This window comes from Sphingosinicella ginsenosidimutans (assembly GCF_007995055.1).
Lineage (GTDB): Bacteria > Pseudomonadota > Alphaproteobacteria > Sphingomonadales > Sphingomonadaceae > Allosphingosinicella > Allosphingosinicella ginsenosidimutans.
In genome coordinates, this window is record NZ_VOQQ01000001.1 from 1,863,434 (window position 1) to 1,885,542 (window position 22,109).

Annotated in this window: 22 protein-coding genes and 1 tRNA gene; 13 read left to right on the top strand and 10 right to left on the bottom strand. The window is 68.3% G+C overall.

Going from position 1 to position 22,109, the window contains the following annotated elements:
• The first annotated feature begins 22 nt into the window (after positions 1-22).
• From FRZ32_RS09435 to FRZ32_RS09450, 4 genes are read left to right on the top strand one after another with little or no spacing between them, the layout of a single operon-like run.
• Positions 23-1,441 carry an efflux transporter outer membrane subunit gene (locus FRZ32_RS09435; RefSeq protein WP_147043266.1) on the top strand — a complete coding sequence of 473 codons (1,419 nt, stop codon included), beginning with the start codon at positions 23-25 and terminating at the stop codon, positions 1,439-1,441.
• Complete coding sequence (locus FRZ32_RS09440) at positions 1,441-2,916, top strand: efflux RND transporter periplasmic adaptor subunit (RefSeq protein WP_147043267.1); 1,476 nt, start codon at positions 1,441-1,443, stop codon at positions 2,914-2,916. Before FRZ32_RS09435 ends, FRZ32_RS09440 begins: the two co-directional genes overlap by 1 nt.
• Positions 2,906-3,613 carry an ABC transporter ATP-binding protein gene (locus FRZ32_RS09445; RefSeq protein ID WP_147043268.1) on the top strand — a complete coding sequence of 236 codons (708 nt, stop codon included), beginning with the start codon at positions 2,906-2,908 and terminating at the stop codon, positions 3,611-3,613. Before FRZ32_RS09440 ends, FRZ32_RS09445 begins: the two co-directional genes overlap by 11 nt.
• On the top strand, positions 3,613-4,818 hold the full coding sequence (locus FRZ32_RS09450) for an ABC transporter permease (protein ID WP_147043269.1): 1,206 nt from the start codon (positions 3,613-3,615) through the stop codon (positions 4,816-4,818). Before FRZ32_RS09445 ends, FRZ32_RS09450 begins: the two co-directional genes overlap by 1 nt.
• Before the next feature lie 21 nt (positions 4,819-4,839).
• Here the strand turns inward: FRZ32_RS09450 and msrB are convergent, their stop codons facing one another.
• On the bottom strand, positions 4,840-5,289 hold the full coding sequence (gene msrB, locus FRZ32_RS09455; RefSeq protein WP_147043270.1) for a peptide-methionine (R)-S-oxide reductase MsrB: 450 nt from the start codon (positions 5,287-5,289) through the stop codon (positions 4,840-4,842).
• Positions 5,290-5,579: 290 nt separating this feature from the next.
• Between msrB and FRZ32_RS09460 the strand changes: the two genes are divergently transcribed.
• Positions 5,580-5,798 (top strand): hypothetical protein, encoded by a 219-nt coding sequence (locus tag FRZ32_RS09460; RefSeq protein ID WP_147043271.1) that lies wholly within the window; start codon positions 5,580-5,582, stop codon positions 5,796-5,798.
• Positions 5,799-5,801: 3 nt separating this feature from the next.
• On the opposite strand, the gene FRZ32_RS09465 is transcribed toward FRZ32_RS09460, so the two are convergent.
• Positions 5,802-6,002, bottom strand: a complete 201-nt coding sequence (locus FRZ32_RS09465; protein ID WP_147043272.1) for a hypothetical protein — start codon at positions 6,000-6,002, stop codon at positions 5,802-5,804.
• 136 nt (positions 6,003-6,138) lie between these two features.
• On the opposite strand from FRZ32_RS09465, the gene FRZ32_RS09470 reads away from it, so the two are divergent.
• From FRZ32_RS09470 to FRZ32_RS09480, 4 genes are all read left to right on the top strand, one after another.
• Complete coding sequence (locus FRZ32_RS09470; protein ID WP_147043273.1) at positions 6,139-6,675, top strand: sigma factor-like helix-turn-helix DNA-binding protein; 537 nt, start codon at positions 6,139-6,141, stop codon at positions 6,673-6,675.
• A 53-nt stretch (positions 6,676-6,728) separates the two neighbouring features.
• Entirely contained in the window at positions 6,729-7,061 is a 333-nt protein-coding gene (locus FRZ32_RS09475) for a hypothetical protein (RefSeq protein WP_147043274.1), read from the top strand.
• Between the two features lie 45 nt (positions 7,062-7,106).
• Positions 7,107-7,523 carry a hypothetical protein gene (locus FRZ32_RS15270; protein WP_158635889.1) on the top strand — a complete coding sequence of 139 codons (417 nt, stop codon included), beginning with the start codon at positions 7,107-7,109 and terminating at the stop codon, positions 7,521-7,523.
• Between the two features lie 71 nt (positions 7,524-7,594).
• Positions 7,595-8,089 (top strand): JAB domain-containing protein, encoded by a 495-nt coding sequence (locus FRZ32_RS09480; protein WP_158635890.1) that lies wholly within the window; start codon positions 7,595-7,597, stop codon positions 8,087-8,089.
• 83 nt (positions 8,090-8,172) lie between these two features.
• Here FRZ32_RS09480 and FRZ32_RS09485 read toward each other — a convergent pair.
• A tRNA-Arg gene (locus FRZ32_RS09485) sits at positions 8,173-8,249 on the bottom strand.
• A 78-nt stretch (positions 8,250-8,327) separates the two neighbouring features.
• Between FRZ32_RS09485 and FRZ32_RS09490 the strand changes: the two genes are divergently transcribed.
• On the top strand, positions 8,328-9,065 hold the full coding sequence (locus tag FRZ32_RS09490; protein WP_147043276.1) for a queuosine precursor transporter: 738 nt from the start codon (positions 8,328-8,330) through the stop codon (positions 9,063-9,065).
• On the opposite strand, the gene FRZ32_RS09495 is transcribed toward FRZ32_RS09490, so the two are convergent.
• The 3 genes from FRZ32_RS09495 to FRZ32_RS09505 are packed head-to-tail and all read right to left on the bottom strand — an operon-like array spanning position 9,040 to position 12,168.
• Positions 9,040-10,470 (bottom strand): MFS transporter, encoded by a 1,431-nt coding sequence (locus tag FRZ32_RS09495; protein WP_243445245.1) that lies wholly within the window; start codon positions 10,468-10,470, stop codon positions 9,040-9,042. The two genes, FRZ32_RS09490 and FRZ32_RS09495, sit on opposite strands and share 26 nt — an antisense overlap.
• 5 nt (positions 10,471-10,475) lie before the next feature.
• Positions 10,476-11,654 carry an acetyl-CoA C-acyltransferase gene (locus FRZ32_RS09500; protein WP_147043277.1) on the bottom strand — a complete coding sequence of 393 codons (1,179 nt, stop codon included), beginning with the start codon at positions 11,652-11,654 and terminating at the stop codon, positions 10,476-10,478.
• Between the two features lie 58 nt (positions 11,655-11,712).
• On the bottom strand, positions 11,713-12,168 hold the full coding sequence (locus FRZ32_RS09505; RefSeq protein WP_147043278.1) for a MaoC family dehydratase: 456 nt from the start codon (positions 12,166-12,168) through the stop codon (positions 11,713-11,715).
• Positions 12,169-12,249: 81 nt separating this feature from the next.
• On the opposite strand from FRZ32_RS09505, the gene putA reads away from it, so the two are divergent.
• Positions 12,250-15,288, top strand: coding sequence for a bifunctional proline dehydrogenase/L-glutamate gamma-semialdehyde dehydrogenase PutA (putA, locus tag FRZ32_RS09510; protein ID WP_147043279.1), 3,039 nt, complete (start codon positions 12,250-12,252; stop codon positions 15,286-15,288).
• Between the two features lie 34 nt (positions 15,289-15,322).
• On the opposite strand, the gene FRZ32_RS09515 is transcribed toward putA, so the two are convergent.
• A complete protein-coding gene (locus FRZ32_RS09515; protein WP_279379223.1) occupies positions 15,323-16,510 on the bottom strand; it encodes a thiolase family protein in 1,188 nt (395 codons plus the stop codon).
• A gap of 121 nt (positions 16,511-16,631) precedes the next feature.
• Here FRZ32_RS09515 and FRZ32_RS09520 point away from each other — a divergent pair, with 121 nt between their 5' ends.
• Entirely contained in the window at positions 16,632-17,786 is a 1,155-nt protein-coding gene (locus FRZ32_RS09520) for an isovaleryl-CoA dehydrogenase (RefSeq protein WP_147043281.1), read from the top strand.
• A 17-nt stretch (positions 17,787-17,803) separates the two neighbouring features.
• Complete coding sequence (locus tag FRZ32_RS09525; protein WP_147043282.1) at positions 17,804-18,439, top strand: TMEM175 family protein; 636 nt, start codon at positions 17,804-17,806, stop codon at positions 18,437-18,439.
• A 45-nt stretch (positions 18,440-18,484) separates the two neighbouring features.
• Here the strand turns inward: FRZ32_RS09525 and FRZ32_RS09530 are convergent, their stop codons facing one another.
• The 3 genes from FRZ32_RS09530 to FRZ32_RS09540 form a co-directional block, all read right to left on the bottom strand.
• A complete protein-coding gene (locus FRZ32_RS09530; protein ID WP_243445246.1) occupies positions 18,485-20,593 on the bottom strand; it encodes a M13 family metallopeptidase in 2,109 nt (702 codons plus the stop codon).
• A gap of 135 nt (positions 20,594-20,728) precedes the next feature.
• A complete protein-coding gene (locus FRZ32_RS09535; RefSeq protein WP_147043283.1) occupies positions 20,729-21,571 on the bottom strand; it encodes an HpcH/HpaI aldolase/citrate lyase family protein in 843 nt (280 codons plus the stop codon).
• Positions 21,568-22,041, bottom strand: a complete 474-nt coding sequence (locus FRZ32_RS09540) for a MaoC family dehydratase (protein WP_341536581.1) — start codon at positions 22,039-22,041, stop codon at positions 21,568-21,570. Before FRZ32_RS09540 ends, FRZ32_RS09535 begins: the two co-directional genes overlap by 4 nt.
• Positions 22,042-22,109 lie beyond the last annotated feature (68 nt).

Consider the following 22,109-nt stretch of genomic DNA (forward strand, 5'->3'; position numbering starts at 1 on the left):
GGCACGAAGGACTAGGGGCAGGATGATGAAGCTCGCTGCCCCGTTTTGCGTGCTCGCCCTCGCGGGCTGCACCGTCGGTCCCGACTATCGGCCTCCCGCGGCGGCGTCGCTGCAGGTGCCGGAGGCCTATGCCGGGCCGACGGGCGCGACGACGGAGCCGGCCGATCTGTCGCGCTGGTGGGAGCGGTTCGACGATCCGCTGATGACCCGCCTGATCGACGAGGCGAGCGCCGGCAATCTCGACATCGCGGTCGCCCAGGCCCGGCTCGTCCAGGCTCGCGAGGCGCTGGTGCAGGCGCGGGCGAACCAGCTCCCGAACGCCGGCGCGAGCGCAAGCGTCGGCCGCGACGTCGGCGCCGGCAACGATCGAACCAGCTTCAGCCTCGGCGCCGATGCGTCGTGGCAGGCCGACCTGTTCGGCGGCATCAGGCGGGGCGTCGAGGCGGCCGGCGCGGATGCCCAGGGCGCCTTCTACAATCGCGAGGCGACGCGCGTCGCGATCGCCGCGGAGGTCGCCGCCAATTATATTGACGCGCGGCTGACTCAGGAGCGCCTTGCGATCGCCCGCGATACGCTGCGGATCGCGGACGACAATCTGCAGATCAGCCAGTGGCGCGTGCAGGCCGGGCTGGCCTCGTCGCTCGATTCCGAACAGGCGCGCGCCTCCCGCGCGCAGACCGCCGCTTCGATCCCGAACCTCGAACAATCCTATTCCGCCTCGGTCTACCGGCTCGGTGTCCTCACCGGCCGCGCGCCCCAGGCGCTGATCGGCGAGATGGCGGCCACCAGGCCGGTGCCGCGCGGCCCGGACGGTGTCGCGGCCGGCATCCCGGCCGATACGCTGCGCCAGCGGCCCGACGTACGCGCCGCCGAACGCGGTCTCGCCTCCGCAACGGCGCGGATCGGGGTGGCGGAGGCGCAGCTCTATCCACAGCTTCGCCTCAGCGGGAATATCGGGACCAGCGCCTTCTCGCTCGGCGGCCTGTTCGATGCGATCACCGGCGGGCTGCTCGGCTCGTTGAGCCAGACGCTGTTCGACGGCGGGTCGCTGCGCTCGCAGGTCCGTTCGCAGCGCGCCGCGGCCGATGCGGCGCTCGCCACCTACCGTCAGTCGGTGCTGACCGCGCTCGAGGACGTCGAGAATGCGCTCGCCGCGCTCAATGCCGCCAAACAGCGGGAGGCCCAGTTCACGATCGCGCTCGATGCCGCGAACAACAGCGCCATCCTGGCCCGGACCCAATATCGCTCCGGCCTGATCGACTTCCAGTCGCTGCTCCAGACCGAAAATGCGCTGCTCTCCGCGCGCGACGGCCTCGCCAACAGCCGCGCCGCCGAATCGAGCGCGCTCGTCCAGCTCTATCAGGCGCTCGGCGGCGGCTGGACGCCGATCGATTCTCCTCCCACGGCCCGCGACGCCGAACCCCAGACGGAAAGCCGCTGATGACCGATACGACCGCGACTGGCGGACAAAAGCCCGACAACGAAACGCTCGACGAGTTTCTCGGCGCGCCGCCGCGGCGCCCCTGGTGGCGCCGGCCGACCACGATCGTCGGCGCGGTGATCCTCGTCGCCGTGCTGCTGCTCCTTTCGCGCTGCTTCGCCGGCGAAGGCGAAGCGGGCTATGCGACCGAAAAGGCGACCCGCGGCAATCTCACCGTGTCGGTCTCCGCGACCGGCAATCTCGCGCCGACCAACCAGGTCGAGGTCGGATCGGAGCAATCGGGCATCATCACCCAGGTCTTCGTCGACAATAATGATCGGGTGACGCGCGGGCAGCCGCTCGCCCGGCTCGATACATCGCGGCTCCAGGATGCGGTGACGCAGGCGCAGGCCGGGCTGGCCGCGGCGCAGGCGGGCGTCGCCACCGCCGAGGCGTCCGCCGCCCAGGCGCGCGCCGATCTCGCGCGGCAGGAAGAGGTGTGGCGCGTCTCCAACCACCGCGTCCCCTCCGAGACGGAGCTCGATGCGGCGCGCGCGGAAAACCGGCGGCAGCAGGCCGCGGTCCGCTCGGCCTCGGCGAACGTGCAGACCGCGCGCGCCCAGCTCGCTTCCGCGCAGACCAATCTGTCCAAGGCGACCATCTACTCGCCGGTCACCGGCGTCGTCCTTTCGCGCCAGATCGATCCGGGCCAGACGGTCGCCGCCTCGTTCCAGGCGCCGGTGCTGTTCACCATCGCCGAGGATCTTTCCCAGATGAAGCTGGAGGTGAAGGTGGACGAGGCCGATGTCGGCCAGGTCCGGGCCGGCCAGCGCGCGACGTTCACCGTCGATGCCTATCCGGGGCGGACCTTCCCGGCGACGGTGACGCGGATCGACGTCGGCGCCAACGCCACCAATGCGACGACCAGCACCGGCACCAGCGCCGCCTCCGGCGCGGCTGGCGTGGTCGCCTATACGGCGGTGCTCGCGGTGCAGAATCCGGAGCTGATCCTGCGCCCGGGCATGACCGCGACCGCGGACATCGTCACCACCGAGCGCCAGAACGTCCTGCTGGTCCCCAATGCCGCGCTCCGCTTCTCGCCCGGGCGGGATGCGGCCGCCGGCGGCGGGCGCAGCGGCGTGACCAGCGTTCTGATCCCGCGCGGCGGACGGCGCGGCATGGGCAACCGCCCGGCGCGCGAGGCGACGATCGGCCGGGGCAGCCGCCAGACCGTCTATGTCCTCGGCGCGGACGGCACGCCGAGCCCGGTCAGCGTCGTCGTCGGGGAGACCAACGGGGCCGAGACCGAGATCACCGGCGGGGATCTTCGCGAGGGCATGGAGGTCATCACCTCGCGCCTCGCCGCCGGCCAGAGCTCGCGCAAGGGCGGCGGCAATCGCCGACGGGGCAACGGCCAGGGTGGCGACCAGGCCGCGACCCCGGCGGGCGGCGGCGGGCAGCGGCGCGGCGGCGGCGGCGGGCCCAATGGCGGATGATCCGATCATCTCGCTGCGCAAGGTCACGAAGACCTATGGCAGCGGGCAGACCGCCTTCCAGGCCCTGAAGGGGATCGACCTCGATGTCGCGCGCGGCGATTTCGTCGCGGTGATGGGCGCGTCGGGATCGGGCAAGTCGACGACGATGAACATCCTCGGCTGTCTCGACGTGCCGTCGTCCGGCACCTTCCTGTTCAAGGGCATCCCGGTCGAAAGCCTCGACCGCGACCAGCGCGCGCTGCTGCGGCGGCGCTATCTCGGCTTCGTCTTCCAGGGCTTCAACCTGCTCGCCCGCACCAGCGCGCTCGAAAATGTCGAGCTGCCGCTCCTCTATCGCGGCGAGGACAAGGCGGCGCGGCGCGAGGCGGGCATGGCCGCGCTCGACAAGGTCGGCCTCGCCGACTGGTGGGATCACACGCCCGCCGAACTGTCCGGCGGCCAGCAGCAACGCGTCGCCATCGCCCGCGCGATCGTCACCAATCCCGACGTGCTGCTCGCCGACGAGCCGACCGGCAATCTCGACAGCCAGCGTTCGGTGGAGATCATGGAGCTGCTCTCCAGCCTCAACCGCGACAGCAACATCACCGTCATCATGGTCACGCACGAGCCGGACATGGCGGATTTCGCCCACACCCTTGTCCATTTCCGCGACGGCCTGGTCGAGCGGATCGAGACCAATCCGCACAGGGCCCGCTGATGTTCTTCACCACGATCATCCTCGCCGTGCGCGAGATCCGGCGCCACCTGCTCCGGTCCTTTCTCACCGTCCTCGGCATCGTCATCGGCGTCGCCGCGGTGGTGACGATGGTGACGCTCGGCAACGGCGCGACCGCCGCTGTCGCCGAACAGATTTCCAGCCTCGGCGCCAACATCCTCCAGATCCGGCCCGGCCAGGGATTCGGCCGCGGCGGCGGCGGGCCGCAGGCGCCCGATTTCGACATGGACGACGTGACCGCGATCCAGGAGCAGGTGGCGGGCGTGCGCGCCGTCGCTCCGCAGGCGCAAAGCTCGGGCGTCGCCGTCCACAACGCGCAGAACTGGTCGACCACGATCAACGGCACGACCGCGCAATTCTTCGTCGCGCAGCAATGGAACGTGACCGAGGGGCGCGTCTGGAACGCGGCCGAGGAGCAGGCCGGCAAGGCCGTCTGCGTGATCGGCACGACCGTGCAGCAGAACCTGTTCCAGGGCGAGGATCCGGTGGGCCAGCGCCTGCGCGTGTCCAACGTGTCGTGCGAGGTGATCGGCGTCCTCGCCTCGCGCGGGCAGGGCGGTTTCCAGGACCAGGACGATGTCGTCCTGATGCCGATCAAGGCGGTCCAGCGCCGCTTCACCGGCAATCGCAACATCCGCTTCATCATGGTCGCCGTCGACGACAGCTATGACAGCCAGTCGGTCCAGGATTCGCTGAGCAGCCTGCTTCGCGAGCGCCGGCATATCGCGCCCGGAGCGGACGACAATTTCAACATCTTCGACACCAAGCAGATATCCGAGACGCTGCAGGGCACGACGAAGATCCTGACCACCGTGATGGGCGCGGTCGCCGCGGTCAGCCTGATCGTCGGCGGCATCGGCATCATGAACATCATGCTGGTGTCGGTGACGGAACGGACGCGCGAGATCGGCATCCGCCTGGCCATCGGCGCGGTCGCCAACGAGGTGCTGATGCAGTTCCTGGTCGAAGCGACGGTGCTTGCCTGCCTGGGCGGTCTGATCGGCATCCTGCTGGCGCTGATCGCGACCTTCATCCTGGCGCCGATCATCCAGGTGCCGTTCCTGTTCGATCCGCAGGTCAACCTGCTGGCGTTCAGCGTTTCGGCGCTGATCGGGATCGTCTTCGGCTATTTCCCCGCCCGGCGGGCGGCGGCGCTCAACCCGATCGACGCGCTGCGCCACGAATGACGCGGCGCGCCGGTTCGGCGATCAGGCGACGTCTTCGACCTGGTCGAGATAGGCGCCGTAACCCTGCGCCTCCATCTCCTCCTTCGGCACGAAGCGCAGCGAGGCGGAGTTGATGCAGTAGCGGAGGCCGCCGCGGTCGGCCGGCCCGTCCTCGAACACATGGCCGAGATGACTGTCGCCGTGCTTCGAGCGCACCTCGGTGCGGACCATGCCGTGCGAAAGGTCATTGAGCTCGGCGACATTGGCGGGCTCGATCGGCTTGGTGAAGCTCGGCCAGCCGCAGCCCGATTCATATTTGTCGGACGAGGCGAAAAGCGGCTCGCCCGACACGATGTCGACATAGATGCCGGCGGCCTTGTTGTGGAGATACTCGCCGGTGCCCGGCCGCTCCGTGCCCGCCTGCTGGGTCACGCGATATTGTTCGGGGGTCAGCTTCGAGATGGCGGCCTCGTCCTTGCGATACTCTGTCATTGCGGATTCCTCCGTTCCTTGCTCGTTGCAGCCAAGATGGCGATCCGAGCGGCCTTGTCCAAGAGGCCCCAGGCCCGACGAACAGGACCGATGGCCGATATTCCGATAGGCACTCGGCCTCGATTTGGTCGGCAAGGTGATCGACGTATACTCGCCTTCCCGGCCCAGGCCTGTCCGCAGCATCGAGCTTTTCGCGCCGTCCCAGGCCAGTGGCAGGCCGCCGCCGAGCTATATCAGCCGATGGAGTCCAATGCGCGCGAACGTGCTCGGATCGCCGGTCCGCCTAACGGTTGAAAAACAGCGCGCGCCGATCCGCAGCTTGCGCAGCGACGGGACCCAGCGATTTTGAGCGGGCCGCGCCGTTCGCCGATCTCTTCGACACCGCAATCCACGCCGCGATGCGCGCCGGCGCACTATTCGACGAAGGCGATATGGAGGGTGCGCGGACGTTTCGGATGATCGTGAAGAAGATCAACGAGCTCCAGCGCGGCGCGGCGACGCTGCAATAGCGCTCAGGCCAGCTCGGTCACGCGCGCAGCCTTCGATAGGGCTGAGAGTTGCTCGTCCAGAGCATCGATCGCCATCGACAGCTTCGCGCCGGCGAGCCCGAAATTTATCATGTCGAGCCGGTTGAGCGCGTCAGTCATCTGCGCTCGGATCTCGTTTGCCGCTGCTTCAGTTGCGCCAACGATGAGCTGCGTCGTGTCGTCCATGAAAAGAAATTTGCCCACGCGCCCCTGGATGCCAAGGCCACTTCAATCCGATTCGGAGCGAGTTTTGTGTTGTCGAGAAGTCGCCCTCACCAACATAGGTGCTTGAGTTGCCGTCACCGTTAAGCATGTTGTTGTCGTGGAAGACAATCGCCCGCACCTGACCGAGGCCCAAAAGGAGGTCCTTCGTCTCTTCCATGTCCGCAAGAGTGCCAAGGAAATCGGGCGCGAGCTCAACATAACCCATTGGGCGGTCAATGAACGCCTGCGCAGCGCTCGGCGCGCCCTGAGGGCTGCTTCGAGCGCTGAAGCTGCCGAGCGTCTGGCGCGATGTGAAAGCGCGGCGACCTACAATCGGATTGTATGCGATCCGGCGCTGCTTGCCGAGCGGGCAGGTCACCCGGATGAAATGACCCCGCACCTCGACGAACAAGCGCCGAGGGCGGAAGGCGAAACCTGGCTTCGGGAAGAGCGTGTCCTTTACCGGCACGATCCCCTCCACAGCTTAAGGCTTCCCCTTCCTCGCTACAGGGGGGAGCCAAATGACCTAAGCGCAACCACACGCCTCAAATGGATCGGCGCACTTGCGTTCGGCATAGTGCTTGCCATCGGCGCGCTGGTCTCGATTGCCGGAGGGCTGCTCGAAATCTTCAGCTCCCTCGTCGGCACGCTCTGAACCTCGAAAATCCACATCCTGCGAAACGCGCTCGCTGCGCGAAGGAGGAACCTATGCGCCATCAAATCATCGCATCTGCCCGGCGGATCGCCGGCGAACTGCAAGCCACGGAGAACGATTTCGACACCGCGATCGCCAACAATGCGCGGCTCGTCGCCACCATGATCGATGCCCGCCTTGCTGCCGGGCTGCCCGCAGCCGTCGCGCGCGGTGCGTTCGGCAAGGCGGTCGAGGCGATTTCCCATTCGGCCAAGGCGCGCGACCTCCTGATCGATGCCCATCAGGAGTTGGCCCAGCTCAACATTCGCGAACTCGCCACGGGTGACCTTTCGCAATGTCCGGAAGGCTGGGTGGCCCCGGTCGGCCTCGTCGCCAACGCAGCCTGACCAAGCGGCTTGACGAGCGGCGCCGGCGGAGGATCATGCGCGTTGATGCGCATCCTGATCTACGCTGCGCTGCTCGTCGGCTGCCTCATCATCTCGTTCTGGCGAGGCGGAGGGCCTGAGCGGATCGGCTCGGCGAATATGGCGATCGGATCGGTGCTGACGGTCCTCGTCAACTCGCCAATGTCCACCCGATACGCATCGGTCGAGATCCGGATCTTCATCGTCGATCTCGCGGTGCTTCTGGTCTTCCTCGCCCTTGCGTTGCGTACGGATCGGTTCTGGCCTCTATGGACAACGGCGATGCAGCTTCTGGTCGTGCTCGCACATGCCGCGCGACTTGCCGATCCAGGGATGCTGCGCAACGGTTATGGGGTCGTCATGGCGATGTGGAGCTATCCGCAGCTCATCGTCATCGCCGCGGCCGCCTGGCGACGCACGCGCGCGCCCTCACCAGCATTCTAGGCCAGCTCGGACACAGCGACGCCGAGGCACTGGCGGACGCGCTGCTTTGTGAATGCGGCAGCCTGGGGGGCGTGCTCGCCGCGCCTCCACATCGGCTGCTGCGCGCGTGCGGCGATCGAGCGGTGACCCGCCACCTGGCCAGCATTGGCGAGGCGTTTCGCTTGAGCTTGCGCGATGCCGCATTCGAGGGCGAGCGCATAACGGGGACCGCGGGACTTGCCCGCTATCTTGCCGCGACGATGGGCCATTTGCCCCGCGAGGAAGTGCGCGCGCTCTTCCTGTCGGCGAAGAACGAACTGCTTGCCGATGAGACGTTGTTCGCCGGCTCCGTCGACTCATCCGTCCTCGAGGCGCGTCCGATCATCCACCGGGCGCTCGACCTTGCGGCGACCGGCCTCATCGTCGTCCACAATCATCCAAGCGGCTGCGCCGAACCAAGCGCCGCCGACGTGGCCGCGACGCGTCGGCTGGCAAAAGCCTGCAAGGAACTTTCGATCATCGTCCATGACCACATCGTCGTCGCGCGTGGTTCCTGGTCAAGCTTCCGCGACCTGGGGCTCCTCTAGCGATGCCTATCCATTCCGAAAGTTCACTTGCCCTCGTTTCCCGTTACCGCGCTCGATCCGGGTATCTAGAAACCCACCAAAACTGGCGCGCCCGGCAGGATTCGAACCTGCGACCCCAAGCTTAGAAGGCTCGTGCTCTATCCAACTGAGCTACGGGCGCGTGGGGAAGGCCTCTAGCGCGGTTTCATGAAGATCGGAACCGCGCTACGTCGGCCCGGGCTTCACGAGGGTGGCGCGCATGGGCGAAGGGTTGCGGGCGGTCAAGGCGGGGGAGATCGCCGGGCGGCATTTCCGCTATTACGACATCGTGATGACGGCGTTCGTCGTCATCCTGCTCCTCTCCAACGTGGTCGGCGCGGAAAAGCGATCGGTGATCGATCTGCCCTGGCTTGGCGCGGTGCCGTTCGGGGCGGGCATCCTGTTCTTCCCGATCTCCTACGTGATCGACGACATCCTGACGGAGGTCTACGGCTATGCCCGCGCGCGGCGGGTGATCTGGGTCGGCTTCGCCGCGCTCCTCTTCATGGGGGTGATGGAATGGACGGTCGTGCATCTGCCGGTGGCGGCAGGATGGACCGGGCAGGAGGCCTATGAGCGGGTCTTCGGCGTCGGCTGGCGGATCATCCTGGCCTCGCTCTGCGCCTTCTGGGCCGGCGATCTCCTGAATTCCGTCGTCCTCGCCAAGATGAAGATCTGGACCCAGGGGCGGTGGCTGTGGACCCGCACGATCGGCAGCACGATCATCGGCGAGGGCGCGGACAGCCTGATCTTCTACCCGCTCGCCTTTTACGGCCTTGCCGACTGGCCGCTCCAAGCGCTGCTCGCGGTGATGGCGAGCCAGTTCCTGCTGAAGGTCGGCTGGGAAGTCGTGCTGACGCCCGTCACCTATGCCGTGGTCGGCTTCCTCAAGCGCCGCGAAGGCGTCGACGTCTATGACGAGGGGACCGATTTCACGCCGTTCCGCGCGAAGGTCTGACCCGTCCGAGTGTCGCGAAGGCGATGAGCGCGGAGGCGAAGGCGAGGACGGCGCCGACGAGGGCGGCGTCGTGCAGGCCCTCGATCAGCGCCCCGCCCTGGAGCGAGATCACCGCGCCGAGCAGCGCGACGACGATGAGGCCGCCGGCGCGCGAGACGGCGCTGTTGAGGCCCGAGGCGGTGCCGACATGCTGCTCGTCGACGGCGGAGAGCACCGCCGTGGTGAGCGGCGCGACGGCGAGCGCCATGCCGAGCGAGACGACGACAATCGGCGGGAGGACGGTCGTCCAATAGCTTCCCTCGGCGTCGATCCGGACGCCGAGCGCATAGCCCGCGGCGACGATCGCCGGGCCGATGGTGAGCGGCCATCGCGGCCCGATCCGCGCGGCGATCCGGCCCATCAACGGCGATCCGGCGGCGACCAGGACCGGGAAGGGAATGACGGCGAGCCCGGCCTCGGTCGCCGTATAATGCGCGGCCTCGATCAGCGTGTAGGGCAGGAGGAGCATCAGCCCGCCGAGCGCGCCATAGAGCAGGAAGGTGAGGAGGGTGAGGCCGACAAAGGCCTTCGATCCGAACATGTCGAGCGGGATCATCGCCTTGCCGCGCTTTCGCCGCTCGACGAAGATGAACAGGACCAGCAGGGCGATCCCGCCCGTCGCCGTCGCCCAGGCCTCGGCATCGAAACGCTTGGTCGCCGACCAGGCGGTGAGGCCCCAGGTCAGTGCGCCGAGCCCGATCGTGGCGAGCGCGGCGCCGGGCCAGTCCGGCGGGGCGCGGCTGTCGTTCCGGCTTTCGGGAACGAAGAACCAGCCGAGCGCGATCGCCGCCGCCCCGACCGGCAGGTTGATGACGAAGATGAACGGCCAGCCGGCCCGGTCGACCAGCCAGCCGCCGATCAGCGGCGCGATCGCCCCAGCGACCGCGCCGGCCGCCGCCCAGATGCCGACGGCGCGACCGCGCGCCTCGCCTGCAAAGGCGGCGCTCAGCGTCGCCAGGCTGTTGGGCAGCAGCATCGCCGCTCCCAGCCCCTGGAGCGCGCGCCCGGCGAGCAGGAAGCCAAGGCCCGGCGCCACGGCGCAAAGAGCCGACGCGGCGGTGAAGAGGGCGATCCCCCACAGCATCACCCGCTTGCGGCCATAGAGATCGCCCGCCGCCCCGCCGATCAGGAGCAGGGCGGAGAGCGGCAGGGTGAAGGCGTTCATCACCCACTGAACTTCCGCCGCATGCGCGCCGAAGCTCCCGGCGATCGCCGGGAGCGCGACGTTCAGCACCGATCCATCGATGAAGGACAGGCTGGAGGCGAGGATGCAGGCCGCGAGGACGAGGCGCGGGTAACGGGCCTCGCCGCTCGATCCGGCGACGGCGGCGGGCGGACCGAGCGGGTGGGGCAGAGCCTGGCTCACGCCCCCTACAACACCTCGAACAGCCCCGCCGCTCCCATCCCGCCGCCGATGCACATCGTGACGACCACATATTTGGCGCCGCGACGCTTGCCCTCGATCAGGGCATGGCCGGTCATCCGGGCGCCCGACATGCCATAAGGATGGCCGATCGAGATCGAGCCGCCGTTGACGTTGAGCAGCTCGTCCGGGATGCCGAGCTTGTCGCGGCAGTAGATGACCTGGACCGCGAAGGCCTCGTTCAGCTCCCACAGGCCGATATCGCTCATCTTGAGCCCGAACCGGTCGAGCAGCTTGGGCACCGCGAAGACCGGGCCGATCCCCATTTCGTCGGGTTCGGTGCCGGCGACCGCCATGCCGACATAGCGGCCGAGCGGGGCGAGCCCCTTGGCGGCGGCGATGCCGGCCTCCATCACCACCACCGCCGAGGATCCGTCCGACAGCTGGCTCGCATTGCCGGCGGTGATGAAATTGCCGGGGCCCATCACGGGCTGGAGCGAGGCAAGGCCCTCGATCGTCGTGTCGGGCCGGTTGCCTTCGTCCTTCGCGATCGTGACCTCGCGGGTCGAAACCTCGCCGGTCGCCTTGTCCTTGACGCTCATCGTCGTCGTGACGGGGATGATCTCGTCATCGAACTTGCCGGCGGCCTGGGCGGCGGCCGTGCGCTGCTGCGACTGGAGCGCATAGGCGTCCTGCGCCTCGCGGCTGACATGGTAGCGGCGCGAGACGACCTCGGCGGTGCCGATCATCGGCATGTAGACGTCCTTGTGCATCGCGACGAGCTCGGGATCGCCGCCGAGCCGAAGCTCCGGCGTCTGGACGAGGCTGATCGATTCGACGCCGCCGGCGACGATGATGTCCATCCGGTCGACGATCACCTGCTTGGCCGCCGTCGCGATCGCCATCAGGCCGGACGAGCATTGCCGATCGATCGTCATTCCGGCGGTGGTGACCGGAAGGCCCGCGCGCAGCGCCGCGGTCCGCCCGATCGTGTGCTGCCCGCCCTGCGGCAGCGCCGCGCCGATGATGCAGTCCTCGACCTCCGCCGGATCGATCTTCGCGCGCTCGACCGCCGCCTTGATCGCGTGCGAGGCGAGCGTCGGCGGCAGGGTCGCGTTGAAGGCGCCGCGATAGGCCTTGCCGATCGCGGTGCGTGCGGTGGAAACGATAACGGCGTCGCGGCTCATAATCTGTCCTTTCCTTGGGTCCTCCCATCCCGGCGTCCGCCGGATCGGGGAGGATTGATCAGGTGAATATCATGCCGATCCATTCGGCGATCAACGCGGGCTTGTCCTCGCCTTCGATCTCGACGGTGACCTCATGGGCGAACTGCCACTGGCCGGGGCGCTTTTCGTCGAAGCCGAGCAGCTTGAAATGGCCGCGCACGCGCTTGCCGGCCCGCACGGGGGCGAGGAAGCGGACCTTCTCGAACCCGTAATTGACCGCCATCTTCATCGTCGGGGGCGCGAGCATCACGCCGGCCGCCATCCGGCTCAGCAGCGAAAGCGTCAGGAATCCGTGGGCGATCGTGCCGCCGAACGGGGTCTTCGCCGCCATTTCGGGGTTCACATGGATGAACTGATGGTCCTCGGTCGCGTCGGCGAAGGCGGTGATGCGCGCCTGATCGACCACGATCCAGTCGGACACGCCGATGTCGTCGCCGATCCGCGCGCGGATGTCCTCGAAGCTGGCGACCGGCATTGAGCCTCCCCATATTTGCGCCTATCCGCGCCCCGCATAGGGCCGCGCGGCGGCATGAAACAAGCCTTTGGGAGAGCGGGCATGGCGGACGCTACGGCAACCGCGCGAAACGAGTTGAGACGGCTGCACCGCGCGAGCGAGCCGGAGGTGCTGAAGCCGCTGCTGGCGGCCGCCGCGCTCGACGCCGATTCGCGCCGCCGCGTGGAGGGGCGCGCGCTCGCCATGCTGGCCGAGCTTCGCGCCGCCCAGTCGAAGGGGTGGGTCAACCAGTTCCTCCAGGAATATCGGCTGAACACTTCGGAGGGCGTCGCCCTGCTGTCGCTCGCCGAGGCGTTCCTTCGGGTTCCCGATCCGGAGACCGCCGACAGCCTGATCGCCGACAAGCTCGGCGGCGGCGACTGGCGGGCGCACAAGGGCCGGTCCAATTCCGCGCTCGTCAATTCGGCGACCTGGGGCCTCGTCATCGGCCGCGCGCTGACCAGCGACAGCGAGCAGGCGAGCGTGCTCAAGCGCCTGATCGCGCGCACCGGCGAGCCGTTCGTGCGTCAGGGCGTCGGCGCGGCGATGCGGATGATGGGCGAAATTTTCGTCATGGGCCGGACCATCGACGAGGCGATCGATCGGATGCGAAAGCGCGAGAACAAGGGCTTCACCGCCAGCTTCGACATGCTGGGCGAGGCGGCGCGCACCTTCCCCGACGCGGATCGCTATTTCGATGCCTATGAAGCGGCGATCCGGGCGGTCGGCGCCGCCGCGTCGGAGGGGCACAGCATCTCGGTCAAGCTCTCCGCCCTCCATCCGCGCTACGAGGTCGCGCAATATGATCGCTGCGTTCCCGCGCTGATCGAGAAGGTCGAGGCGCTGGCGGTGCTCGCCGCTGGCTTCGATATTCCCGTCACCATCGATGCGGAGGAGACCGAGCGGCTCGAAATGAGCCTCGACATCATCGAGGCGGTGGCCGGGCTGCCGGCGCTGAAGGGCTGGGACGGGCTCGGCATGGCGATCCAGGCCTATGGCAAGCGCGCCCGGCCGACCGTCGCCTGGGCCGATGCGGTCGGCGCCAGGACCGGCCGGCGGATCGCCGCCCGGCTCGTCAAGGGCGCCTATTGGGACACGGAGATCAAGCGCACCCAGGAACAGGGCCTCACCGATTACCCCCTCTTCACCCGCAAGGCGGCGACCGATGTCTCCTATCTCGCCTGCGCGAAGGACATGCTGGCGGCGAAGAACATCTATCCCGCCTTCGCGACCCACAATGCGCTGACCGTCGCGACCCTGCTCGAATGGGCGGGCGACAGCCGCGATTTCGAATTCCAGCGGCTGCACGGCATGGGCGACGGCCTCTATGAGGATCTGGTGCGCGAGCAGGGTTATCGCTGCCGCATCTACGCGCCGGTCGGCGGCCATCGCGATCTGCTCGCCTATCTCGTCCGCCGCCTCCTCGAAAATGGCGCGAACTCGTCCTTCGTCCACCAGCTCGCCGACGAAAACCTGACCGACGAACAGCTGCTCGCCGATCCGGTGGCGAAGATCGAAGCGGTCGGCGGCACGCGCCACCCCTCGATCCCGCTGCCGCGCGACCTGTTCGGCGCGGTGCGCGGCAACAGCGCCGGCATCGACCTCAACGACAAGCCGGAGCTCGAGCGGGTCGCGGCGGTCGTGGCGCAGCCCCTGAACTTCGCGCCCGCCGAATCCGCTCGCTCCGAGCGCCGCTCGACGACGCTGGGGACGAACGAGGCCGAGGGGGCCGGGCAAGCCGTGTCCCGGGCCTTGGCGGGCTTTCGCGCCTGGTCCGGCCGGTCCGTCGAGGATCGCGCCGCGTGCCTCGATCGGCTCGCCGACGCGCTCGAGCGCGATCGCGACATGCTGATGCGGATCTGCGTGCAGGAGGCGAAGAAGACGATCCCCGACGCGCTCGCCGAGGTGCGCGAGGCCGCGGATTTCTGCCGTTATTATGCCAATCAGGCGCGCGCCGGCCTCATGCCGGTCGAGCTGCCGGGACCGACCGGCGAGCGCAACGTGCTCCGGATGGAAGGCCGCGGAGTCTTCGTGTGCATCGCGCCGTGGAATTTCCCGCTCGCCATCTTCCTCGGCCAGGTGACGGCGGCGCTGGTCGCCGGCAACACGGTCGTCGCCAAGCCCGCGCCGCAGACGCCGGACATCGCCGCTTATGCGGTCGGCCTCGCCCATGCGGCCGGCATTCCGGAGGATGCGCTCGTCTTCGCGCCCGGCGGGCCGGAAATGGGCCAGGCGCTGATGGAGGATGTTCGGATCGCCGGCGTCGCCTTCACCGGATCGACCGCCACCGCCAAAAGGATCGCCCGCACCCTCCTCGCCGACGACGATGAAGAAGGACCCGGGCGCCCGATCATCCCGCTGATCGCCGAGACCGGCGGCATCAACGCGATGATCGTCGATTCGACCGCGCTTCCCGAACAGGTGGTGCAGGATGTCGTCACCTCCTCCTTCCGCTCCGCCGGCCAGCGCTGCTCGGCCCTGCGCCTGCTCCTGCTCCAGGAGGACGTTGCGGAGCGGACGCTGGAGATGCTGAAGGGCGCGATGGACACGCTGATCGTCGGCGATCCCGCCGATCCGCGCACCGATGTCGGCCCGGTGATCGATCAGGCGGCTTATGACCGGCTGATGGGCCATCGCGCCGCCAAGCAGGATCGCTGGCTGAAGACGATCGATGCGCCGGCCGAGGGCCTTTACGTCCCGCCCACGCTGATCGGCGTCGACCGGATCGAGGATGTGACGCGCGAATGGTTCGGCCCATTGCTCCACGTCACCACCTGGCCGGCTGGAAAGCTGGCCGAGACGGTGCGGCGGGTGAACGCGTCCGGCTTCGGCCTGACCATGGGACTGCACAGCCGCATCGCCCGCGCCGCCGAGACCGTCGAGGAGACGGCGGAGGCGGGCAATCTCTACGTCAACCGATCGATGATCGGCGCGATCGTCGGCTCGCAGCCGTTCGGCGGCGAGGGGCTTTCCGGCACCGGCCCGAAGGCGGGCGGCCCGCATTATCTCCCGCGCTTCTGCGCCGAGCGGGTGACGAGCACCGACACGACGAGCGCCGGCGGCAACGCCACCCTGCTCAGTCTGGAGGACGTCGGCTTCTAGCGCGGCCGGGCCGCGGCGCGGCCCGGCGGGCGGCTCAGACCAGCTCCACCGCCACCGCCGTCGCCTCGCCGCCGCCGATGCACAGGCTCGCCACGCCTTTCCGGCCGCCGCGATTCTGAAGCGCGGCGATGAGGGTGGCGAGAATGCGCGCGCCCGAGGCGCCGATCGGGTGGCCAAGCGCGGTGGCGCCGCCGTTCACGTTGATCTTCTCGTGCGGGATATCGAGATCGCGCATCGCGATCATCGCGACGGCGGCGAAGGCCTCGTTCACCTCGAACAGGTCGACGTCGGCGACGCTCCAGCCGGCCTTGTCGAGCACCTTGCGGATCGCGTTGACCGGGGCGGTGGTGAACTTCGCCGGCTGGTGCGCGTGCGCGGCGGTGGCGACGATGCGGGCGACGGGCGTCTGTCCCTTCGCCTCGGCGATGCTCCGCCGGGTGAGGACAAGCGCGGCCGCGCCGTCGCTGATCGAGCTCGCATTGGCCGCGGTGATCGTGCCGTCCTTCGCGAAGGCGGGCTTCAGCGTCGGGATCTTCTCCGGATTGCCCTTCGGCGGCTGTTCGTCCAGCGCGACCGTCTCGCTGCCTTTCCGGGTCGCGACCTCGACCGGGACGATCTCGCGATCGAAGGCGCCGGAGGCCTGCGCGGCCTGCGCGCGGGTCAGCGAGGCGATGGCGTAATCGTCCTGCGCCGCCCTCGTGAACTGATATTCCTGGGCGGTATTCTCGGCGAAGGTGCCCATCGCGCGGCCGGGCTCATAGGCGTCCTCGAGCCCGTCGAGGAACATGTGGTCCATCACCCGGTCATGGCCCATGCGCGCGCCGGCCCGATGCTTCTGCAGCAGATAGGGGGCGTTGGTCATGCTCTCCATGCCGCCGGCGACGATATAATCGACGCTGCCCGCGGCCAGCGCCTCGGCGGCCATGATGACCGTCTGCATGCCGCTGCCGCACATCTTGTTGACGGTCGTCGCCTCGACCGAGGTCGGCAGGCCGGCCTTGATCGCCGCCTGCCGCGCCGGCGCCTGGCCGAGGCCGGCGGGGAGGACGCAGCCCATGTAGATGCGCTCGATCGCCTCGCCGGCGACACCCGCCCGATCGACCGCCGCCTTGACCGCGGCCGCGCCCAGATCGGTGGCGCTGGCGCCGGCGAGACTGCCCTGGAAGCTGCCCATCGGCGTGCGGGCATAAGAGAGGATGACGACGGGATCGGAATTGCTCACCGGGATGCTCCTGTTCCGCTCGTCCCGAGCGATGAGGTTTGTGGCCCGCAAATAAGGCGGGGCATCCGCTTGTTCAAATCCTCCCCGCTCTGCTAGTCGCTGGCCGCAGGGAGACGCATGCATGTCCGAGCTTGGCCTCGATTTCGACCTTGGCGAGATGGCCGATACGATCCGCGATTCGACGCGGCGCTTTGCGAGCGAGCGGATCGCGCCGCTCGCCGCGCGGATCGACGCGGAGGATTGGTTCCCGGTCGATCTGTGGCCGGAAATGGGCGCGCTCGGCCTGCACGGGATCACGGTCGCCGAGGAAGATGGCGGGCTTGGGCTCGGCTATCTGGAGCATGTCGTCGCGCAGGAGGAGGTGGCCCGCGCCTCGGCCTCGATCGGCCTCTCCTACGGCGCCCATTCGAACCTTTGCGTGAACCAGATCCGCCGCTGGGCGAATGCGGAGCAGAAGGCGCGCTACCTGCCCAAGCTCATTTCCGGCGAGCATGTCGGCAGCCTCGCCATGTCCGAGGCCGGGGCTGGATCGGACGTGGTCTCGATGAAGCTGAAGGCCGAGAAGAAGGGCGACCGCTATGTCCTCAACGGCACCAAGTTCTGGATCACCAACGCGGCCTATGCGGACACGCTCGTCGTCTATGCGAAGACCGGGGAGGGGAGCCGCGGCATCACGACCTTCCTGATCGAAAAGGGAATGAAGGGCTTCGCGATCGGCCAGAAGCTCGACAAGATGGGGATGCGCGGATCGCCGACCGCCGAGCTGATCTTCGACGATTGCGAGGTGCCGGAGGAGAATGTGATGGGGCCGCTGAACGGCGGCGTCGGCGTGCTGATGAGCGGCCTTGATTATGAGCGCACCGTGCTCGCCGGCATCCAGCTCGGCATCATGCAGGCCTGCCTCGACGTCGTCCTGCCCTATGTGCGCGAGCGCAGGCAGTTCGGCCAGCCGATCGGATCGTTCCAGCTGATCCAGGCGAAAGTGGCCGACATGTATGTCGCGCTCAATTCGGCGCGGGCCTATGTCTATCAGGTGGCGCGCGCCTGCGATGCGGGGCGCACGACGCGCTTCGACGCGGCGGGCGCGATCCTCTACGCGAGCGAAAACGCCTTCCGCGTCGCCGGCGAGGCGGTGCAGGCGCTCGGCGGCGCCGGCTATACCAAGGACTGGCCGGTGGAACGCTACCTCCGCGACGCGAAGCTGCTCGACATCGGCGCCGGGACCAACGAGATCCGGCGGATGCTGATCGGTCGGGAGCTGATCGGGGCCGGGTAAGGCGAAGAGGGGGATACATGGCGAAGGGGCGGCGCGACGAGGTGGACCATCCGCTGGAGCGGATGATCTTCTTTTCCGATGCGGTGTTCGCGATCGCGATCACCTTGCTCGTCATCGAAATCCATGTGCCGCACCTGCCGCGCGGCGCGAGCAGCGCCCAATATGGCGAGGCGCTCGCCGAGTTGCTGCCGAGCTTCGCCGCCTTCGCGCTCAGTTTCTTCGTGATCGGCCGGTTCTGGATCGGCCATCACAACGCCTTCGCCCATGTCCGGCGCTACGATCCAAAGCTGCTCTGGCCGAACCTCATTTTCCTGTTCGCGATCGCCTTCATGCCCTTCGCGACCGCCTTCCTCGGCGCCAATCTCGGCGGGCTGGTGCCGGCCCTGGTCTACAACCTGACGATGCTGGCGACGGCGCTGCTCAACCTGTGGGTCGTGCGGCGCGCGCTCGCCCATGCCGATCTCGGCGCGCTCGATCCGGCCGAGCTCTATGCGCTGCGCACCCGGCCGCAGAGCGTCGCCATGGGCGCGCTGATCGCCGTGCCGCTCGCCTTCCTGATCCCCGCCATCAGCCAGATCGGCCTGGCGACGATCCCGCTGTGGCAGCGCTTGTTCGATCGGCTCGGCCGGCGGGCTGCGCCGGCCGAGGCGTGATCTCCGCCCGTTCGCGCGGGCGCCGCTTCGCCCGGCGGCTCCAGCCTACCAGACCCTGACCCGCTCCGTCGGCGCGAGATAGAGCGTCTGGCCCTGCCGGACGTTGAACGCCGGGTACCAGGCGTCGAGATTGCGCACCGTCAGCGCCCGATAGGCGTCGGGGGCGTGCTCGTTGGTGGCGATCTGGGCGCGCATCGCGGCTTCGCGCTGCTTGGCGCGGTGGGCCTGGGCATAAGCGAGGAAGAAGCGCTGATCGCCGGTGAGCCCGCCGATCACCGGCGCCGGCCGGCCGTTCAGCGAGGCATGATAGGCATCGAGCGCGGCGGCGAGCCCGGCGAGATCGGCGATATTCTCGCCGAGCGTATGCTCGCCGTTGAGGTGCACGCCGGGGAACGGCTCATAAGCGTCATATTGCCGCGCCAGCGCCTGCCCGGCGGCGGTGAAATGGGCGAGATCGGCCGGCGTCCACCAGTTGCGGTAGCGCCCGTCGGCATCGAATGTCGCCCCGAGATTGTCGAAGCTGTGGCTGATCTCGTGACCGATCACCGCGCCGATCGCGCCATAGTTGAACGCCGGATCGGCATTGGGATCGTAGAAAGGCGGGTTGAGGATCGCCGCCGGGAAATTGAGCGCGTTCTGCAAGGGCAGGTTCACCGCGTTCACCGTCTGCGGCGTCATCCACCATTCGTGGCGATCGACCGGCCGGCCGAGCTTCGCGAGCTGGTGGCGATATTCATAGTCCTGCGCGCGCCAGGCGTTGCCGAACGCATCGCCGGCACGGATTTCGAGGCCCGAATAATCGCGCCACGTTTCCGGATAGCCGACGCCGACGATCAGCGTCTGGAGCTTGCGGCGCGCCTCGGCGCGGGTTGCCGGCGCGAGCCAGTCCACCGCGAGCAGGCGCTGGTCGAAGGCGTGGACGATGCCCTGGACCATCGACTGGATGTCGCTCTTGGCCGAAGCGGGGAAATAACGCTGGGTGTAGATCTGGCCGACGGCATCGCCCAATGCGGCGCTGGTCGCGAGCAGGGCGCGGCGATCGCGCGGCCGCTGCTGCTGCTGGCCCGAAAGGGTCTGGCCGTAGAAGCCGAAGCGCAGATTATCGATCGCCGACGGCAGGACGGCGGCCATGCGGCTCGCGGTATGGAAGGCGAGCCAGTCCTTCCACGCGTCGATCGGCTGGCTCGCGACCAGCGCGGACAGGCGCGTGATCGGCTGCGGATGCCAGGCGACGAAATTCTGCTGGTTGCCAAGCCGGGCGGCGCCGAAGAAGGCGTCCCAATCGATGCCGGGGGCGCGCCGCGCGAAATCCGCCCGGCTCCAGTTTTGCACGCGGGCCGGATCCTGCGCCTCGCTCACCGGGGCCTGGCCCTGCGCGATCTTCATTTCCAGCTGGAAGATCCGCTCGGCGCGCATGTCGGGATCGCTCATCCCGAGCTGGCGCATCATCGCGGCGACATAGGCGCGATAGGCGGTGCGGATGCGCACCATGTCGGGATCGTTCGACAGATAATATTCGCGCTCCGGCATGCCGAGCCCGCCCTGGAGCAGATACGGCACGGTCGTGTCGGGCGTCTCCAGCCCCTGGGTCACGAACAGGCCGAACAGGTTCTCGGTCCAGAAATTGGTCGCGTTCAGGGGATCGACGTCGGCGCGCATGTTGCCGCCGATCGCCGCCGACAGATCGTGGACGTTGCTGATCGCCGCGATGCGTTGCAGGATCGGCTGGAGCGGGGCGAGCCCGCGCCGGTCGATCGCGGCGGTGTCGCGATAGGCGGCGTAATAATCGGCGATCCGGCGCTGGTCGGTTCCGGCGGCGGGATTGCCCTGGCCGGCGCCGCCGATGATCTCGTTATTGCGCCGATCGACCTCTTCCTGGACGCCCTGGAACGATCCGATGCTGGTCCGGTCGGCCGGGATCTCGGTATGCGCGCGCCAGCCGCCATTGGCGAACTCGTCGAAATTGTCGCCGGGCTGGACCGACCGGTTCATTCCGGCGACGTCGACGCCGATCTGGTCGTGCGTTCCCGCCGATGCAGCGGCCATGTTGTTCCCGCCGCCGGACACGGTGCAGGCGGTGGTGGCCAGAATGACGGCGGTGGTGGCGAGCAAGGCGAGCCGACGCATGGGCATCCTCTTAACTGTCATGGTCATGTAGGACGGTCCTTAAGCCCTTCGCCGCGCCGCGCCTAGACTGTTCGACAGGCGGCCCGTTCCGTCGACCGGCGACGCTTCCGATGGGGTCCAGGAGGATTCGAGAGGGCAGAGCCAGCTCGGATGGAGCCGATCTCAATTGCCCCGCGCCGCCAGGATGCGCCGTGCCTGGATCAGGTGCGGGCGATCGATCATCTTGCCGTCGAGCGACAGCGCGCCCGCGCCGGGATTCGCCTCGAACGCGGCGACCACCGCCTCGGCATGGGCGATTTCGGCCTCGCCTGGCGTGAAGGCGGCGTTGATGACGGGCACCTGCGCCGGATGGATCGCCATCATTCCGGTGAAGCCGTCACGCCGGGCGCGCGCCGCATAGGCGGCGAGCCCGTCCAGGTCCCTGAAATCGGGATAGACCGTCTCGATCGGCGCCACGCCGGCGGCGGCCGCCCCGAACAGGGTGAGCGACCGCGCGATCTCGTAAGGCGGGGTGAAGCGGCCGTCCGCCTCGCGGCTGGTCGCCGCGCCGATCGCGGCGGGCAGGTCCTCCGCGCCCCAGGTCAGCGCCGCGAGCCGCTTCGCGCCGGCATAGGAGCCGAGGCCGAAGATCGCCGCGGGGGTTTCCGTCGCGATCGCCATGACCTGGGCGGTCGCATTGCCGCGCTCGGTCAGCCGCCGCACCAGCGCATCGACGCTCGCCCCGCCCTCCGCCTTGGGCAGGACGATCCCGTCCGGCCGCCCGGCGAGGATCGCGTCCAGATCCTTTTCATTCTCCTCGCCGTCGAGCGGGTTGACGCGGACCCACAGCTTCGCCTCCGGATGCGCGGCGAGAAAGGCGGCGACGTGCCGCCGCGCCTCGGCCTTCGCCGCCGGCGCGACCGAATCCTCAAGATCGAGGATCAGCGCGTCCGCGCCGAGGCCGAGCGCCTTTTCCATCCGCTCCGGTCGGTCGCCGGGGACGAAGAGGAAGGAGCGCAGGTTCACCCCGGCCGCCTCTGCATCAGGGCCGTGCGCTCCATCACGCAGACGAGCTCGTCCTTCTGGTTGAACATGCGATGTTCGAAGGTGACGATCCCGGCATCGGGCCGCGACTTCGAATCCTTGAGCGCGACCACCTCCGTTTCGGCGCGAAGCGTGTCGCCGATGAAGACCGGCTTTGGCATCCTGACCTTGTCGTAGCCGAGGTTCGCGACGAGCGTGCCCAATGTGGTGTCGCTGACCGAAAGCCCGACCAGCAGGGCGAAGGTGAACGTGCCGTTGACGACGATCCGCCCGAACTCGGTCCCTTCCGCATAGGTCTCGTCGAGATGGAGCGGCTGCGGATTGTGCGTGAGCGTGGAGATGAGGAGATTGTCGGTCTCCGTCACCGTGCGATGCGGCTGGTGACGAAGCGTGTCGCCAAGCGTCCATTGCTCATAATAACGGCCGGGCATCAGCACATCCCCCCTTTGCAACCAACCTCGCTCGTCCCGAGCGAAGTCGAGGGGCGTGTGTGATGACTCCGTGCCAGCGCCCCTCGACT

Bases quoted from the DNA above. Each gene is read 5' to 3' on its own strand.
- FRZ32_RS09520 (WP_147043281.1), top strand. From the start codon at position 16,632: ATGTCCGAGCTTGGCCTCGATTTCGACCTTGGCGAGATGGCCGATACG.
- FRZ32_RS09530 (WP_243445246.1), bottom strand. From the start codon at position 20,593: ATGACCATGACAGTTAAGAGGATGCCCATGCGTCGGCTCGCCTTGCTC.
- FRZ32_RS09505 (WP_147043278.1), bottom strand. From the start codon at position 12,168: ATGCCGGTCGCCAGCTTCGAGGACATCCGCGCGCGGATCGGCGACGAC.
- FRZ32_RS09475 (WP_147043274.1), top strand. From the start codon at position 6,729: ATGCGCCATCAAATCATCGCATCTGCCCGGCGGATCGCCGGCGAACTG.
- FRZ32_RS09450 (WP_147043269.1), top strand. From the start codon at position 3,613: ATGTTCTTCACCACGATCATCCTCGCCGTGCGCGAGATCCGGCGCCAC.
- FRZ32_RS09465 (WP_147043272.1), bottom strand. From the start codon at position 6,002: ATGGACGACACGACGCAGCTCATCGTTGGCGCAACTGAAGCAGCGGCA.
- FRZ32_RS09500 (WP_147043277.1), bottom strand. From the start codon at position 11,654: ATGAGCCGCGACGCCGTTATCGTTTCCACCGCACGCACCGCGATCGGC.
- FRZ32_RS09525 (WP_147043282.1), top strand. From the start codon at position 17,804: ATGGCGAAGGGGCGGCGCGACGAGGTGGACCATCCGCTGGAGCGGATG.
- FRZ32_RS09490 (WP_147043276.1), top strand. From the start codon at position 8,328: ATGGGCGAAGGGTTGCGGGCGGTCAAGGCGGGGGAGATCGCCGGGCGG.
- FRZ32_RS09445 (WP_147043268.1), top strand. From the start codon at position 2,906: ATGGCGGATGATCCGATCATCTCGCTGCGCAAGGTCACGAAGACCTAT.
- putA (WP_147043279.1), top strand. From the start codon at position 12,250: ATGGCGGACGCTACGGCAACCGCGCGAAACGAGTTGAGACGGCTGCAC.
- FRZ32_RS09440 (WP_147043267.1), top strand. From the start codon at position 1,441: ATGACCGATACGACCGCGACTGGCGGACAAAAGCCCGACAACGAAACG.
- FRZ32_RS15270 (WP_158635889.1), top strand. From the start codon at position 7,107: ATGCGCATCCTGATCTACGCTGCGCTGCTCGTCGGCTGCCTCATCATC.
- msrB (WP_147043270.1), bottom strand. From the start codon at position 5,289: ATGACAGAGTATCGCAAGGACGAGGCCGCCATCTCGAAGCTGACCCCC.
- FRZ32_RS09435 (WP_147043266.1), top strand. From the start codon at position 23: ATGATGAAGCTCGCTGCCCCGTTTTGCGTGCTCGCCCTCGCGGGCTGC.